Raw genomic sequence first — 16551 nt, forward strand, 5'->3', positions numbered from 1 at the left:
GCGCCGCTAGCCTCTCCGACATGCCCGCCCGTATCACCGACCCCGAGCAGCTCAAGGAGCTCCTCGGCATCCCGTTCACCCCGGAGCAGACGGTCTGCATCACCGCACCGCCCGCCCCGCAGGTGATCGTGGCCGGAGCCGGATCGGGCAAGACCACGGTGATGGCGGCTCGTGTGGTGTGGCTCGTCGGTACCGGACAGGTCGCCCCCGAACAGGTCCTCGGTCTCACGTTCACCAACAAGGCGGCGGGCGAACTCGCCGAGCGCGTCCGCAAGGCGCTGATCAAGGCCGGAGTCACCGACCCGGACGTGATCGACCCCGACAACCCGCCGGGCGAGCCGGTGATCTCCACGTACCACGCCTTCGCGGGCCGCCTGCTGACCGACCACGGCCTGCGCATCGGACTCGAACCGACCTCCCGCCTGCTCGCCGACGCCACCCGCTACCAGCTCGCCGCCCGCGTACTGCGCGAGGCCCCGGGACCGTACCCGGCGCTGACCCGCTCCTTCCCGGACCTCGTCGGTGATCTCCTCACACTCGACTCCGAGCTCGCCGAACACCTCGTACGGCCCGAGGACCTGCGCGCCCACGACGCCGAGCTGCTGCGCTCCCTGGAGGGCGCCAAACTCACCAACGCCGACCTGCGGAAGGTCCCCGAGGCGGCCGCGGCCCGGCGTGAACTGGCCGAGCTGGTGGGCCGCTACCGATCGGCCAAGCGCGAGCGCGACCTCCTCGACTTCGGCGACCAGATCGCCCTCTCGGCCACCCTGGCCCGCACCCGCCCCGAGGTCGGGGAAATCCTCCGCGACGAGTTCCGGGTGGTGCTGCTGGACGAGTACCAGGACACCTCGGTGGCCCAGCGCATCCTGCTCGCCGGACTCTTCGGCGGCGGCACCGGCCATCCCGTGACCGCGGTCGGCGACCCCTGCCAGGCCATCTACGGCTGGCGCGGCGCCTCTGTCGCCAACCTCGACGACTTCCCCGAACACTTCGCACACGCCGACGGCCGCCCCGCGGCCCGCCAGGCTCTCAGCGAGAACCGTCGCAGCGGCGGCCGCCTCCTCGACCTCGCCAACGGCCTCGCGGAGCCCCTGCGCGCCATGCACGAGGGCGTGGAGGCCCTGCGCCCGGCCCCAGGAGCCGAGCACGACGGCCAGGTCCGCTGCGCGCTGCTGCGCACCCACGCCGAGGAGATCGACTGGCTCGCCGATTCCATCGCCCACCTGGTGCGCACCGGAAAGGCACCCGGCGAGATCGCCGTGCTGTGCCGTACGGCGGGCGACTTCGCCGAGATCCAGGGCGCGCTCGTCGCCCGGGACATCCCGGTCGAGGTGGTGGGCCTCTCCGGGCTGCTGCACCTGCCCGAGGTCGCCGACCTCGTCGCCGTCTGCGAAGTCCTCCAGGACCCCGGGGCGAACGCCTCCCTGGTCCGTCTGCTCACCGGCCCCCGCTGGCGGATCGGTCCGCGCGACCTCGCCCTTCTGGGGCGGCGCGCCCGCCTGCTCGTGTCCCACGCGCGCGTGGGCGCCGACGAGGACCCGGACCGCCGGCTCGCGGCGGCCGTGGAGGGGGTCGACCCGGCCGAGGTGATATCGCTCGCCGACGCCCTCGACACGTTCCTGGAGATGCCCATCGAGGCCGAAGGGGACGACGACGGGCTGCCGTTCTCGCCGGACGCGCGGGTGCGGTTCGCGCGGCTGGCCGCCGAGCTGCGCGACCTGCGCCGCTCGCTCGCCGACCCCCTGATGGACGTCCTGCACCGGGTGCTCGCCGTCACCGGCCTCGAGGTCGAGCTCTCCGCGTCCCCGCACGCGCTGGCGGCCCGCCGCCGAGAGACCCTGTCGAACTTCCTCGACGTCGCCGCGTCCTTCGCCGCGGGCGACGGCGAGGCCACGCTGCTGGCCTTCCTCGGCTTCCTGCGCACCGCCGCCCAGTACGAGAAGGGACTCGACAACGCCCTGCCCGGCGGCGAGAACACCGTGAAGGTGCTCACCGCGCACAAGTCCAAGGGCCTGGAGTGGGACGTCGTCGTGGTCCCCGGACTCGTCACCGGCACCTTTCCCAGCGGCCAGGGCCGCGAGAAGTGGACCGCCCAGGGCAAGGTCCTGCCGCACGAGCTGCGCGGCGACGCCGACACGCTCCCCGAGATCGCCACCTGGGACGCCAAGGGCATCAAGGCCTTCCACGAGGCCATGAAGGACCACCAGCACACCGAGGAGCTCCGACTCGGCTACGTCACCTTCACCCGCCCCCGCTCGCTCCTGCTCGGTTCCGGTCACTGGTGGGGCCCCTCCCAGAAGAAGCCGCGCGGTCCCTCGGACTTCCTGGACGCCCTCTACGAGCACTGCGCCGCCGGACACGGCGAGATCGAGGTCTGGGCCGAGGAGCCCGCCGAGGACGAGGAGAACCCCGCCCTGCGCGAGGCGGCCGCCGACCACGCGTGGCCGCTCCCGCTCGACGACGCGGCACTGGCCCGCCGCCGTGCCGCCGCCGAGACCGTTCTCGCCCACCTGGAGCGCGTGGCGTCCCACGACGAGCCCCACCCCGGGGCGGAGGGAGCCCGGCACACGGCCGACCACGACCCCACCTCGTACGACGATCCGGACTGGCCACCCCCGCCCGAGGACGACGATCCCGCGTACGACGACGTGCCCTACGGGGACGACGGCTTCCCCGACGACGGCTTCCCCGACGGGGACGACTCCGACTGGGACTCCTGGTCGGCCGACCGCCCAGAGGACCGGCCGACGCGACCCGCGCAGGACCGCCCGACGATCCCGCACCAGGCACCGGCTCGGGGGGCTCGCCAGCACCCTGAGGAACCGCACCCTGCGAAACCGCACCCTGAGGAACCGCACCTTGAGGAACCTGCGCACCTCACCCCGGAGGAGGCCCGCACCCTCGCCTCCTGGGACCGCGACCTCGACGCCCTGACCGGAGAGCTCCTGCGCGCCCGCGCGAGCGTCACCGACGTCCCCCTGCCGGCCTCGCTCACCGTGACGCAGCTCATGCGCCTGGCCACCGACCCGGACGGCTTCGCGCAGGAGCTCGCACGCCCCATGCCACGCCCCCCACAGCCCGCCGCGCGCCGCGGAACACGCTTCCACGCCTGGCTGGAGTCCCGCTTCGAAGAGCTGCGGCTGCCGATGCTGGAACCGGAGGAGCTCCCCGGCAGCGACGCCGAGATCGCCGACGAACGCGACCTGGAGGAGCTCAAGGACGCCTTCGAGCGCACTCCCTACGCGCACCGCACCCCGCACCGCGTCGAGGCACCGTTCCAGCTCGCCATCGCGGGACGCGTCGTACGGGGCCGGATCGACGCCGTCTACCGGGCGCAGGACGACGCCGGCACGACGTACGAGATCGTCGACTGGAAGACCAGCCGCACCGGTACCGCCGACCCCCTCCAGCTCGCCCTGTACCGCCTCGCGTGGGCCGAACAGCAAGGCGTGCCCCTGGAGTCCGTCAAGGCCGCGTTCCTGTACGTCCGCAGCGGTGAGGTGATCCATCCGGACGAGCTCCCGGACCGCGCGGCACTGGAACGACTGCTCACACAGGACCCGGCGGACCCACAGCAAGCGTCCGCCGGGGATCCGCCGGACGAACACGCCTCCGTGGGCGGATAGGCTCGTGAGCATGAGCAAGCCCGTTGACAACGCCGTCAGCACCGTCCGCACGTACATCCAGAACCACCGCACGGCCTTCCTCGACGACCTCGCGGAGTGGCTGCGCATCCCTTCGGTGTCGGCCCAGCCCGACCATGCCGCGGACGTGGCACGCAGCGCCGACTGGCTCGCCGCCAAGCTGCAGGAGACCGGTTTCCCGACCACCGAGGTCTGGGCTACCGAGGGCGCCCCCGCCGTCTTCGCCGAATGGCCCGCCGAGGACCCCGGGGCCCCCACGGTCCTCGTCTACGGACACCACGACGTGCAGCCCGCAGCCCGCGAGGACGGCTGGGACACCGACCCCTTCGAACCGGTGATCCACGGAAACCGCCTCCACGCGCGCGGTGCCGCCGACGACAAGGGTCAGGTGTTCTTCCACACACTCGGCGTCCGCGCCCACCTCGCCGCCACCGGGCGCGGCGCACCGGCCGTGAACCTCAAGCTCCTGATCGAGGGCGAGGAGGAGTCCGGCTCTCCGCACTTCCGCGACCTCGTCGAAAGCCACGCCGACCGGCTCACCGCCGACGCGGTGATCGTCTCCGACACCGGCATGTGGTCCGAGGACACCCCCACCGTGTGCACCGGCATGCGTGGCCTCGCCGAGTGCGAGATCGAGCTGTACGGGCCGCGGCAGGACGTCCACTCCGGCTCCTTCGGCGGTGCCGTGCCCAACCCGGCCACCGCCGCCGCCCGCCTTGTGGCGGCCCTCCACGACGAGCATGCGCGCGTAGCCGTCCCCGGCTTCTACGAAGGCATCACCGAACTCACCGAACGCGAGCGTGAGCTCTTCGCCGAACTGCCCTTCGACGAGGAGCGCTGGCTCAACACGGCCAAGTCGACGGCCACCTACGGAGAGGCCGGACACACCACCCTGGAGCGCATCTGGGCCCGCCCCACCGCCGAGGTCAACGGCATCGGCGGCGGTTACCAGGGCCCCGGCAGCAAGACGATCATCCCGTCCTCGGCCACCGTGAAACTCTCGTTCCGGCTGGTGGCGGGCCAGGACCCGGACCACATCGAGAAGGCGGTCCGCGCCTGGGCCGCCGACCGGCTGCCCGCCGGAATCCGGCACGAGATCACGTTCGGCGCCGCCACCCGCCCCTGCCTCACACCGCTGGACCACCCCGCCCTGCAGTCCGTCGTACGCGCCATGGGCCGCGCCTTCGAACAGCCGATCCGCTTCACCCGCGAGGGTGGCTCGGGACCCGCGGCCGACCTCCAGGAAGTCCTCGGCGCCCCTGTGCTCTTCCTGGGCATCTCCGTCCCCTCCGACGGCTGGCACGCCCCCAACGAGAAGGTCGAACTCGACCTCCTCATGAAGGGCGTCGAAACCAGCGCCTACCTGTGGGGCGACCTGGCCGAGAACTGGCGCGAGGCACACTGAAAGAGCCCGTCTCCACCCTTCTTGAAAAGTCCGTCCCCACCCCGAACAGCGCCCTTCGCACCCGCCCTGCTGAACCGCCCGCCGAAATAACCGTTCCACCGGGGGAGTTGGAAGCACCCGTGACCACCTGGACCGACCGAACCGCCGACCGACCCATCTCGCTCACCGCCCCGAGCGGCATCGACAGGGCCGCCCACCACCGGCTCGACGAGGCCTGGCTCGCGGCGGCCTGGAGCCACCCCACCACCCGCGTCTTCGTGGTCTCCGGCGGTCAGGTGCTCATCGACGAGACGGCGGACGGCACCACCGAACTCGTCATGACCCCCTCCTTCGAGGCCCCGCTCACCGAGGCGCACCGCTACTTCCTCGGCACGGACGACGACGGTGTGAGCTATTTCGCACTTCAGAAGGACGCACTGCCCGGCCGCATCGACCAGTCCGCCCGCGCGGCGGGCCTGCGCGAGGCGGGACTCCTGCTCTCACCCCGCGACGCGGGTCTGATGGTGCACGCCGTCGCCCTGGAGAACTGGCAGCGGCTGCACCGCTTCTGCTCACGCTGCGGCGAGCGCACCGTGATCGCGGCGGCCGGACACATCCGCCGCTGCCCCGCCTGCGGCGCCGAGCACTACCCGCGCACCGACCCGGCCGTAATCATGGCGGTGACGGACGACGAGGACCGCATCCTGCTCGGCCGCCAGGTGCACTGGCCCGAGGGCCGCTTCTCCACGCTCGCCGGCTTCGTCGAACCCGGCGAGTCCATCGAGCAGTCCGTGCGCCGCGAGGTCTTCGAGGAGGCGGGCGTCACGGTCGGCGAGGTCGACTACGTCGCCAGCCAGCCCTGGCCGTTCCCCTCCAGCCTCATGCTCGGCTTCATGGCCCGCGCCACCTCGTCCGAGATCAACGTCGACGGCGAGGAGATCCACGAGGCCCGCTGGTTCTCCCGCGAGGACCTGCGCACCGCCTTCGAGTCCGGCGAGGTACTGCCTCCGTTCGGCATCTCCATCGCCGCCCGCCTGATCGAGCTCTGGTACGGCAAGCCCCTGCCCCGCCCGGGAGCGGTAGCCGCCTGACCGACACACCACACCACGCCACTCGGGCGCGTGGCGCAAGTCACACAACAGGGGCGGTCCTTGAGTCAGACTCAAGGACCGCCCCTGTCACTGCCCGCGGCAACCGCCGGGGGCGCACCGATGGTGAGCCGCTTACGCGCCGATCTTCTGCTTGACCTGCGCCAGCGAAGGGTTGGTGAGCGTCGAGCCGTCCGCGAACAGCACGGTCGGAACCGTCTGGTTTCCGCCATTCGCCTTCTCCACGAAGGCCGCGGACTCCGGGTCCTGCTCGATGTTGATCTCGTTGTACGCGATGCCCGCGCGGTCCATCTGGCCCTTCAGTCGCGTGCAGTAGCCGCACCACGTGGTGCTGTACATCGTCACAGTGCCCGGCATGTGTCTCGCGCTCCTTTGCTGCTGGGGGTGCGTTGTCGCAGAGGTGGAACGTACGCGAGCGGGCCACCATTCCCGTGCCCGGGTACCCCGGCCCGGTACACGCGCGCACCTCACGGCGGACGGGTGAGCAAGAGCACGCCCAGCGCCTGCCGCATTAGTACGACTGCAAGGGCCTCCCTGTGGACAACCGGCTCATGCGTCCCCGCCGACCTGGCAGCATGGCGGGGTGACAGCAGCAACGCACTCCACCCTCTTCCCGCAGGCACCGGACACGGCCGACGCGGTGCTCGACGGGCTCGACCCCGAGCAGCGCGAGGTCGCCACCGCCCTGCACGGTCCGGTGTGCGTGCTGGCAGGCGCCGGCACGGGCAAGACACGAGCGATCACCCACCGCATCGCTTACGGGGTGCGTGCCGGGATCCTCCAGCCCTCCAGTGTGCTCGCCGTCACCTTCACCAACAGGGCCGCGGGCGAGATGCGCGGCCGGCTCCGTCAGCTCGGCGCCGGTGGTGTCCAGGCCCGCACGTTCCACTCCGCCGCGCTGCGCCAACTCCAGTACTTCTGGCCGAAAGCGGTCGGTGGCGGCCTGCCCCGGCTCATCGACCGCAAGATCCAGCTCGTCGCCGACGCGGCTGCCGCCTGCCGCATCCGCCTCGACCGGGGCGAGCTGCGCGATGTCACGGCCGAGATCGAATGGTCCAAGGTCACCCAGACCGTACCCGCCGACTACGCGGCCGCAGCGGCCAAGACCGGCCGTCTCTCGCCCCGCGACCCGGCCGAGATCGCCCAGCTCTACGCCACGTACGAGGACCTCAAGCGCGACCGCGCCGTCATCGACTTCGAGGACGTCCTGCTGCTGACCGTCGCGATCCTCCAGGACCGTCACGACATCGCCGAGCAGGTCCGCTCCCAGTACCAGCACTTCGTGGTCGACGAGTACCAGGACGTCAGCCCCCTGCAGCAGCGTCTCCTGGAACTGTGGCTCGGCGAGCGCGACAGCCTCTGCGTCGTCGGCGACGCCAGCCAGACGATCTATTCGTTCACCGGTGCAACTCCCGACCACCTGCTCGACTTCCGCACCCGCCACCCCGGGGCCACCGTCGTCAAGCTCGTCCGCGACTACCGCTCCTCACCCCAAGTGGTGCACCTCGCCAACGGCCTGCTCTCCCAGGCCCGCGGCCGGGCCGCCGACCACCGCCTGGAACTGATCTCCCAGCGCGCCCCGGGCCCCGAGCCCGTCTACGCCGAATACACGGACGAACCCGCCGAGGCCGAGGGCGCCGCCCGCCGCATCCGCGACCTCATCGCCTCCGGCATCCCCGCGGGCGAGATCGCCATCCTCTTCCGCACGAACTCCCAGTCCGAGATCTATGAACAGGCCCTCGCCGACGCCGGAGTGCCCTACCAGCTGCGTGGCGCCGAGCGGTTCTTCGACCGCCCTGAGGTGCGCAAAGCAGGCGCCGCCCTGCGCGCGGCCGCCCGCTTCGGCGCCAACGACTCCCTCCTCGACGACGTCGTCGACCTGCCCTCCCAGGTCCGAGCAGTGCTCTCCGGCGAGGGCTGGACCAGCCAACCCCCGGCAGGATCCGGCGCCGTAAGAGAGCGCTGGGAATCACTGGCCGCCCTCGTCCATCTCGCCCAGGACTTCGCCGCCGCCAAACAGGGCGCCACCCTCGGTGACCTGGTGGCCGAACTCGACGAGCGCGCGAGTGCCCAGCACGCCCCGACCGTCCAGGGCGTCACCCTCGCCTCCCTGCACTCCGCCAAGGGGCTGGAGTGGGACGTGGTCTTCCTGGTCGGCGTCGCGGAGGGGATGATGCCGATCACCTACGCAAAGACCGACGAGCAGATCGAGGAAGAACGCCGACTCCTCTACGTCGGAGTCACCCGCGCCAGAGAACACCTCCTCGTCTCCTGGGCCCTGTCCCGCTCACCCGGCGGCAGACCCAACCGCCGGCCCAGCCGCTTCCTCGACGGGCTGCGCCCCGGCTCCGTCGCCACCGCGGGCCGCAGCGCCGGCGGCGGCCCAGGAGGCATCGAGCGCGGCATCGGAAGCAGCGGAGGCACGGTCGTACGGCGGACGAGCCGGACCCCGGCCCGCTGCCGGGTCTGCGGGCGCACGCTGACCGACGCCGGCGAGATGAAACTGATGCGTTGTGAGGACTGCCCCTCCGACATGGACGAAGGCCTCTACGAGCGGCTGCGGGAGTGGCGGGCGGTACAGGCGCAGCGCAGTGGGCAGCCCGCGTTCTGCGTCTTCACCGACAAGACACTCATGGCGATCGCCGAGGCCGCGCCGGACGACGAGGGCGAGTTGGCGCGGATCCCCGGGGTCGGCGTGCGCAAGTTCAACCGCTTCGGGGCCGATGTTCTGGCCATCTGTGCAGGTCAAGAACCTACGGAGGGCCGCGAGGGTGACTGATGCAAACTCGTCGAAAAAATAGTTTGCGCATGCCCCAGCAATCCCCATAGGTTCTTAACCACGGCAGCAGCGGCCTTCTCCAAGGCCCTGGTTCCGTGCTGTACTTAATAGCCGTCGGACTGGCTCACCCCAGTCCCCCAAGACGCCGAGAGGAGGCGATTCCAGTGATCAGCATCAACATCAGCTCCATCAGCACCGCCAAAATGACCGATCGCTCGGTCGTCTCCACGTGCCTGCTCGGCGTCTCGAACCTGGGCACCGGTCTGTCCGGCATCGCTGCCGTCCGGCCGGCCTCCCCTCTGTCTCTCGCGGTTCTTCCCATCCGTGAGCGCAATGAGCGACCGATGAAGGCACTGGAAGCGGCAGTAGTGGCAGAGGCCCAGGCCTATGCCTTTGCGGCAGCCGGTGCCGGATCCCTGAAGCAGACGAAGCAGCACCACACGATGTGGGCCTTCCGTGGGCCTGAACCCTGGAGTGATCCAGCCTGATCTCGATCAGGCCGGCGCCTTCAGGGCCGCGGAACCCCACCCGGGATCCGCGGCCCTTCTGTTTGTCCCCGACCGGGGACGGCAGAGCGAAGGGGCCTCGGGACAAGAAAAGAACCCGGTACCAGCCGCCAACCGGCCAACCCGGCCGGCACGACCAGACGAGGAAGACCAACCGTGCAACTCGAAGCGCACGCCCCGTCCGTACCGCCTTCCGAAACGATCCCCCCGCCCGGCCTCACGGAGGACTCCACCTTGATCCCGCTCACTGCGCTCACCGCGCTCGACGACGCCATCGAGAACCTCGGCGTACCCGTCCCCTGCCGCTCCTACGACCCGGAGGTCTTCTTCGCCGAGTCGCCGGCCGACGTCGAGTACGCCAAGTCCCTCTGCCGCACCTGCCCGCTGATCGAGGCCTGCCTCGCCGGCGCCAAGGAGCGGCGCGAGCCCTGGGGTGTCTGGGGCGGCGAGCTCTTCGTCCAGGGTGTCGTCGTGGCCCGCAAGCGGCCGCGTGGCCGCCCGCGCAAGAACCCGGTTGCGGCATGAACACCGTAGGAACGATCGATCGCCCCCTGACGCACGACCCCAAGAAACAGGCCCCGATGAAGCCGTCCACCAGCGAGCCCGCAGGCTCCGCCATCCCAGACTTCACCACCACCGGCGCGAACGACTCGCGTCAGAACAGGACCCGCGAGATGCAACTCATCCCAGAAGCCCTGGCTCGTGCGCATATGCACGAGCGACTGCACGAGGCCGAGCGGGAACGCCTGGCCGTGCGCCTGGCCTCCGCCCGTCGGATGCAGCGTCGGGCCGAGCGCGCCTCCATGCGCGCCCGGCGCGCGCTGGCCATGGCGGTCATGCACTAGCCGAAGGCAGTCGCTGAAGTATCAGTAAGCAGCTCTCCGCGGGGGTCGGTCCGAACGGACCAGCCCCCGCGGTGCGTTGTGCCGGGCGAACCGCCGACCACGGCGTTATCGTCGCCGAGTGACGAGTCTTCCCGGGGACAGTGACAGCACCGGCTCCATGCCGCGGCCCGACACGGCCGAGGCCCGGCACATCGTGTGCGCCCGTTGCGGCACCCCGGCCGACGGCCCTCCGCTGACGTGGACCTGCTCCATGGAGAACGGCACCCGCCACTACTTCTGCGACAACTGCGCCCGCAGCAACCTCAGGGCGATCGAGGGACGGCTGGACTCGGCCTGGTGGTAGGCCACGCCAGGCCGGCCCGGGTCACGCCCAGGCAGGCCCGCTGGCCGAAGGCGGCCCGAGTCATGCTCCGGCCGCTGATTCCTCCTCGTCCAGCAGTTCCTCCGTCGGGTCCTCTCCCGGCACGAAACCCGGCAACCACTCCTCCAGTTCGTCGCGCAGCCGCACCGTCGCGCCCAGCTGGCACAGGACTCCGATGGTGCTCAACGTCACACGGTGTATCAGGAGATACGACGGCGGCAGGTTGAGCAGCCTGCCCAACTGGTGTGCGGGGGAGCGGGGGTCGGCGATGCGGGCGGCCTGACTCCGCATCCAGCCACGGGTGAACGTGAACTCGTCGACCTGGGCCGGTTCGATGATCGGCAGGAGGTAGTCCAGGACCGCGTCGGGTTCGAGCTCTATGGACTCCTTGACGAAGCCTTCCTCACGCAGCAGCTCGTAGACCGCTTCGGCCTCGCCCTCGAGAGTCATCCGGAGGGAGTAGCCGATCGTCGAGGGCAGACCGCCGGGAAGACGGTCGACCGTGCCGAAGTCCAGGACGCCCAGCCGCCAGCCGCTCTTCTCGTCCGGCAGGAGGCGGAAGTTGCCCGGGTGCGGATCGGCGTGCAGCAGTCCGGTACGGGCGGGACCCGAGAAGAGGAACCGGGCCAGCAGCTGGCCCGCGCGGTCCCGCTGCTCCTGGGTGCCCTCGGCGATCACCTCCGACATCGGTATCCCGTCGATCCACTCGGTCACCAGGACCTGGTCGCACTGGTGGACCACCGCAGGGACGAGCACGTCCGGATCGCCCGCGAACTCCGTGGCATGCGTCTCCTGGGCCTCTGCCTCCAGCGCGTAGTCGAGCTCCTCGGACACCCGGTCGCGCAGCTCCGCGATGAGCGGCTTGATGTCCATGCCGGGGATCAGGGGACCCAGGAGCCTGGCGAATCGGCTGAGCTGGGTCAGATCGGACAGCAGAGCCTCGCCCGCCCCCGGGTACTGCACCTTGACGGCGACCTCGCGTCCGTCGTGCCACACAGCCCGGTGCACCTGGCCGATCGAGGCCGCCGCGGACGGCTTGTCCTCGAACTTCTGGAACAGCTCGGACCAGTCCTCGCCGAGGCGCTCCCGCAGAACGGAGTGCACCGTGCGCGTCGGCATCGGCGGCGCCGCCTCCTGGAGCTTCGTCAGCGCCGCGCGATAGGGTCCCGCGACCTCCTCGGGCAGCGCCGACTCGAAGACCGACAGTGCTTGTCCGAACTTCATGGCGCCCCCCTTCAACTCGCCGAGGACCTTGAAGAGCTGCTCCGCCGTGCGCTGCTGCAGCTCGCGGCCGACGATCTCCGCGGACTTCCCGCCGATCCTCTTGCCCAGCCCCCAGGTCGCTCGCCCGGCGAAGCCGAGCGGTAGTGCGGCGAGTTTGGCAGTTCGGGTGACTGCCTTCCGGGGAAGATCAGACATGCGCCCTCCAAGTCCCAGACAGCCGTGCCGCGTGCGGCTGTTGCCCGGCCATTGTCTCGTGCGGCTGCCCGTCCTCGACGGCGCGCTCCCCCTTCTTACTTTTCTCCGCCGCGCCGCACGGGCATGCGGGATGCGACCACACCGGCTTCGCATGCCAGTCGAAGCCCGGCACGGAGGACTCCCAGCGTGCTCCGGCGCTGGAGGGCAGCCGTCCGTCGAGGAAGGCGAGGGCGTGCCCCGCCGCGAGTCCGGCGACGCCGGTCGCCAGCGCGAGGTCGCAGGCCGGGACCTGGTGCGAGGCTCCGGAGCGCCACTGGGCGATCAGGCGTGGCCAGGTCGGGTCCCGGTCGATGCGCTGCTGGTCCAGGCAGCCCGCGCAGCCGGTGTCGCCGGGCAGCACCAGGGGACCGACGACACCTGTTCCCTCCACGACCCCCGCGTACAGATGAGGTGTGCCGGAGGCGATCAGGGGCTCGGCGACGGCGGGATCGGGGGCGTGCACCGCCAGGCCGTCCCGGGGCGCGAGGATCACCAGGGAGAGACCGAGTTCCTCGCCCTCGGCCGTGGGCCGTGGTGGCCGATCCGGTGCCGCTCGGCGCACCGCGCGCCGGGCGGCTTCCTCCCGGCGCTCGCCGATGGACGCCGAGGGCAGTCCGCCCGGTGCCACGTCCCAGGGTTCGACGCTGCCGATGTCGCGCACCTCGACCTGGCCGACACCGGCGCCGGCGAGCAGGGAGGCCAGGACGACTCCCACCCGGCCGGCGCCCCGCACCTGCACCCGCAGGGAGCGGCGGGCGGCCAGATGCTTCAGGGCGTCGCCCGGCGCGCGGGCGACGAGGGACAGGGACGCGAGGTCGGGGCGGAGCCGGTCCAGGACCTCCTTCTTCTCGCGCAGGGCGTCCGCGGGCCGGCCGCCGCCCGTCGCGTCGTCCAGCAGACCCGAGCGGGCCAGTCGCTCCACGAGTGCGTCGACATGACCGTCGGGCAGGCCCATCGCGCGACCCAGGTCGCGAAGGAGCGGCAGCCCGCGTGTTCCGTTGAGCAGGTCGAGAAAGCTGCCTGTCGCCGTGTCCACCGGGCCCAGGACCATCGCGTGCGCGGGCGCCATCCCGAACTGCACGGTGTTGAGATCCCGCCAGCCGCGCCGCAGCGCGGGCTTCACCATCGGATGCATGACCGACCCCCGTACCCGTAGAGCATCCCCGTGTGCCGGCGGGGTCCGTCCCGGGCCCGCCGATCGAATGCCAGCATGCCCCGCCCGGCCGAACCGTGCCGAAAGTTGTCCACAGGCGGTGGTGTTCGTCGTATAAATCAAGCGCACGGGGTGCGGATCGGCATCGAACCGTCCAGGGGACGGGACTTCCCCCATGTGCAGCGGGTAACGTCGGGGCGTGCCCGCCGACCCACTGCACCGCGCCGGAAAGCCACAGCGCAGCACGACGAGCCCGCCGCCAAGCGGCTCGGGGGCGAGCGCGATCGAGGTTCGCAGGAGCGCGCGCCGGCGCAGAACGGTCTCCGCGTACCGCGAGGGCGATCGCACCGTCGTGCTCATCCCCGCCCGTATGTCCGAGGCGGAGGAACAGCGCTGGGTCACCGTCATGCTCGACAAGCTGGCCGCCCAGGAGAGCAAACGGGTGCTCGGCGACGCCGAGCTGACCGAGCGCGCCGCGCGGCTGTCGGAGCAGTACTTCGACGGCCGGGCCCGCCCAGCCTCGGTCCGCTGGGTCACCAATCAGAACACGCGCTGGGGGTCCTGCACCCCGGCCGAGGGCAGTATCCGTCTTTCGCATCGCCTGCAGGGCATGCCCGAGTATGTCGTCGACTACGTCCTCGTCCACGAACTCGCGCACCTTCTGGTGCCCGGTCACGGGCCCCGTTTCTGGCGGCTGCTGGAGGCGTACCCGCGTACGGAGCGTGCCCGCGGCTATCTCGAAGGGGTGGTCGCGGCCGAACGGCTGCCGCATCTGCCCGTGGCGAGCGACGAGTAGCGGGCGGGCGGCGGCGGACCGTCCCTGCCGGGAGGTGATTGTGTACCGGGTCTGTACCGGCGGCGTTCACTCCCAGAGTTTCCCGTTAGCCTGACGCGACGCAATCGCACTCGGGATGGGGGACGGTCGTTACGCATGGCCAGGGAATTCCAACGCGGCCACAAGGCCAGGATCAGTGACCTCACCGCGGGCACGGATCTGTACGTAGGTGTGCAGATCACCGGTCCCGGACTGACCTTCGACATCAGCTGCTTCGGTCTGGACGCCGACGAAAGGCTTTCGGACGACCGGTACTTCGTCTTCTTCAACCAGCCGAAGACCCCCGAAGAATCCATCCAGCTCCTCGGCGCCCAGTCGGGTGACACGGAGTCCTTCCGCGTCACGCTCGACCGGATCCCGGCGCAGATCCAGAAACTGTCGTTCACGGCGACGATCGACGGCGCCGGACAGATGTCGCAGATCGCCCCCGGATACCTCCGTGTTGTCGCGGGCGGCGAGGAGGTGGCCCGGTACTCGTTCAGTGGCGCGGAGTTCTCCACCGAGCGTGCCGTGATGCTGGGCGACTTCTACCTGAAGGACGTCTGGCGGTTCGCCGCCGTGGGGCAGGGATTCGACGGCGGCCTCGACGCGCTGCTCAAGAACTTCGGTGGTGAGGTCGCCGACGAGCAGCCCGCCGCGCAGGAGCCGCAGGCCACTGCCGCACCGTCCTTCGCTCCGCCGGCCCAGGCCACCGTACCCCCCGCGTTCGGCGCCCCGGCTCCGGCCCCCGCGCCGCAGCCCGCCGCGCAGGGATTCGCGCCGCCGCCCGCCGCCCCCTCGGTGCACGCCGCGCCGACCATCATCGCCCCGCTGCACACCCCGCCGGGCGGCACCGTGCCGCCGCCGGGTCCCGCTCCGTACATCCAGCCGCCCGGTCCGCCCGGTCCGCCCGGTCCGCCGCCGGGGTACGGACAGCAGCCTCCCGGTCAGACGGCTCCCATGCCGCCCGGTTACGGCCAGCAGGCACCGCCCGCGCCCCCCGGCTACGGGCAGCAGGCCCCGACGGCGCCTCCGGGCTACGGCCAGCAGCCGCCGTACGGCCAGGTTCCTGGCCAGGCGCCGGGTCAGCCCGGCGCGCCGTCCCCGTACGGCGTTCCTCAGGGCGCCCCGCAGGGCGGTGCCGGTGTGGCCGCCGCGCTGGGGGCCTACAAGGAGACGCCCACCGGTCAGCGGTGGACCCAGCAGAACAAGAAGCTCATCCGCGTCGACCTCGGTATCGGCGGCCAGCCCGTGCTGGCCCGCCAGGGCAGCATGGTGCTCTACCAGGGCAAGGTCGACTTCAGCTACAAGGGCGCCGGCTTCGCCGGGCGGATCGTGGGCAACGCGACCGGCCAGGAGATGCAGCTCATGCGTTGTACCGGCCAGGGACAGGTGTTCCTCGCCGAGAACGCCAGCCACGTGCATCCCATCGAACTCCAGGGCGACGCGATCTGCGTCTCCGCGGAGAGCGTGCTCGCCTTCGACGAGTCCCTCCAGCACGAGGTCCGGCGTATCGAGGGGCACGGCATCCCCGGAGGCGCGCTGTTCACCATGCAGTTCCAGGGGACCGGAACGATCGTCGTCAAGACGCACGGCGCTCCCGTAGTGCTGCCCGTGACACCGACGACCTTCGCCGACTGCAACGCCGTCGTCGCCTGGTCCGCGGCCTCCCAGGTGATCGTCTCCAGCCAGGTGCGGATGCGCCGCAACGCCTACCCCGGCGACACCGGGGAGAGTGTGAACCTCCAGTTCCGCGGCGCGCCCGGCAATTTCATCGTCGTCCAGCCGTACGAGGTCTGAGGGAGCCCGTCATGAACCAGCCACTCGCGGGCTTCGCCCCGGCACCCGTCACCGCCCGCATGGAGAACCACGGCAACCACATGCTCAAGGTCGCCATGCAGACCGGAAACGACCTCTTCGCGCGCGTGGGCTCGATGGTCGCCTACGAAGGGTTCGTCCAGTACGAGCCCAACCCGCCCGCCGTACGCCAGATCGCGCGGGACTGGATGACCGGTGAGGGCGCGCCCCTCATGAAGTGCACCGGCGACGGCCTGCTCTACCTGGCCGACTACGGGGCGAACGTCGTCGTCATCAACCTCAACGGGGACGCGATCTCCGTCAACGCCACCAACCTGCTCGCCTTCGACGCCCATCTCCAGTGGGGCGTCGAGCGGGTGAAGGGGCTCGCCAAGTTCGCCGGACAGGGCCTGTGGAACACCAAGATCTCCGGTCAGGGCTGGGTCGCGCTGACCTCGCGCGGCAAGCCGATCGTGGTCGACTGCGGCGGCGGTGAGGACGAGACGTACGTCGACCCGGACGCGCTCGTCGCCTGGTCCCCGAACCTCAAGGTGAAGGGCAAGCGCAGCTTCAAGGCGCAGTCGCTGATCGGACGCGGCAGCGGCGAGGCGTACCAGATGGCGTTCTCCGGACAGGGCATCGTCGTCGTCCAGCCCAGCGAGGACAGCACCGACCGCCTCCGGATCCGGGGCTGAGGGGGA

14 protein-coding genes are annotated in these 16551 nt (G+C 71.1%); 11 read left to right on the top strand and 3 right to left on the bottom strand.

Annotated features, from left to right (window positions below; translation table 11 throughout):
* The first annotated feature begins 20 nt into the window (after positions 1 to 20).
* From FNV62_RS33070 to nudC, 3 genes are all read left to right on the top strand, one after another.
* Positions 21 to 3626, top strand: a complete 3606-nt coding sequence (locus FNV62_RS33070) for an ATP-dependent helicase (protein ID WP_144315718.1) — start codon at positions 21 to 23, stop codon at positions 3624 to 3626.
* A 10-nt stretch (positions 3627 to 3636) separates the two neighbouring features.
* A complete protein-coding gene (locus FNV62_RS33075; RefSeq protein ID WP_144315719.1) occupies positions 3637 to 5049 on the top strand; it encodes a dipeptidase in 1413 nt (470 codons plus the stop codon).
* 119 nt (positions 5050 to 5168) lie between these two features.
* The gene (gene nudC / locus FNV62_RS33080; protein ID WP_179858275.1) at positions 5169 to 6119 is read left to right on the top strand and encodes an NAD(+) diphosphatase; all 951 of its coding nucleotides are present in this window, start codon (positions 5169 to 5171) and stop codon (positions 6117 to 6119) included.
* Between the two features lie 132 nt (positions 6120 to 6251).
* On the opposite strand, the gene FNV62_RS33085 is transcribed toward nudC, so the two are convergent.
* A complete protein-coding gene (locus tag FNV62_RS33085; protein WP_054228181.1) occupies positions 6252 to 6494 on the bottom strand; it encodes a mycoredoxin in 243 nt (80 codons plus the stop codon).
* A gap of 226 nt (positions 6495 to 6720) precedes the next feature.
* On the opposite strand from FNV62_RS33085, the gene FNV62_RS33090 reads away from it, so the two are divergent.
* From FNV62_RS33090 to FNV62_RS33110, 5 genes are all read left to right on the top strand, one after another.
* Positions 6721 to 8916: an ATP-dependent DNA helicase UvrD2 gene (locus FNV62_RS33090; protein WP_143609163.1), complete on the top strand. Its 2196-nt coding sequence runs from the start codon at positions 6721 to 6723 to the stop codon at positions 8914 to 8916.
* Between the two features lie 164 nt (positions 8917 to 9080).
* Entirely contained in the window at positions 9081 to 9404 is a 324-nt protein-coding gene (locus FNV62_RS33095; RefSeq protein ID WP_054228179.1) for a hypothetical protein, read from the top strand.
* A 174-nt stretch (positions 9405 to 9578) separates the two neighbouring features.
* Positions 9579 to 9947, top strand: coding sequence for a WhiB family transcriptional regulator (locus FNV62_RS33100; protein ID WP_054228178.1), 369 nt, complete (start codon positions 9579 to 9581; stop codon positions 9945 to 9947).
* Positions 9944 to 10267, top strand: coding sequence for a hypothetical protein (locus FNV62_RS33105; protein ID WP_054228177.1), 324 nt, complete (start codon positions 9944 to 9946; stop codon positions 10265 to 10267). Before FNV62_RS33100 ends, FNV62_RS33105 begins: the two co-directional genes overlap by 4 nt.
* Before the next feature lie 118 nt (positions 10268 to 10385).
* A complete protein-coding gene (locus FNV62_RS33110) occupies positions 10386 to 10610 on the top strand; it encodes a hypothetical protein (RefSeq protein WP_129592095.1) in 225 nt (74 codons plus the stop codon).
* Positions 10611 to 10670: 60 nt separating this feature from the next.
* On the opposite strand, the gene FNV62_RS33115 is transcribed toward FNV62_RS33110, so the two are convergent.
* Positions 10671 to 12047 (bottom strand): ABC1 kinase family protein, encoded by a 1377-nt coding sequence (locus FNV62_RS33115; RefSeq protein ID WP_097286174.1) that lies wholly within the window; start codon positions 12045 to 12047, stop codon positions 10671 to 10673.
* Positions 12040 to 13221, bottom strand: a complete 1182-nt coding sequence (locus FNV62_RS33120; protein ID WP_144315720.1) for a TOMM precursor leader peptide-binding protein — start codon at positions 13219 to 13221, stop codon at positions 12040 to 12042. Before FNV62_RS33120 ends, FNV62_RS33115 begins: the two co-directional genes overlap by 8 nt.
* A 217-nt stretch (positions 13222 to 13438) precedes the next feature.
* On the opposite strand from FNV62_RS33120, the gene FNV62_RS33125 reads away from it, so the two are divergent.
* The 3 genes from FNV62_RS33125 (at position 13439) to FNV62_RS33135 (ending at position 16545) form a co-directional block, all read left to right on the top strand.
* A complete protein-coding gene (locus FNV62_RS33125; protein ID WP_075028823.1) occupies positions 13439 to 14035 on the top strand; it encodes a M48 family metallopeptidase in 597 nt (198 codons plus the stop codon).
* A gap of 135 nt (positions 14036 to 14170) precedes the next feature.
* On the top strand, positions 14171 to 15853 hold the full coding sequence (locus FNV62_RS33130; RefSeq protein WP_144315721.1) for a TerD family protein: 1683 nt from the start codon (positions 14171 to 14173) through the stop codon (positions 15851 to 15853).
* 11 nt (positions 15854 to 15864) lie between these two features.
* The gene (locus FNV62_RS33135; RefSeq protein ID WP_054228171.1) at positions 15865 to 16545 is read left to right on the top strand and encodes an AIM24 family protein; all 681 of its coding nucleotides are present in this window, start codon (positions 15865 to 15867) and stop codon (positions 16543 to 16545) included.
* Positions 16546 to 16551 lie beyond the last annotated feature (6 nt).

Source organism: Streptomyces sp. RLB3-17 (genome assembly GCF_007113425.2).
Classification (GTDB): Bacteria; Actinomycetota; Actinomycetes; order Streptomycetales; family Streptomycetaceae; genus Streptomyces; species Streptomyces mirabilis_D.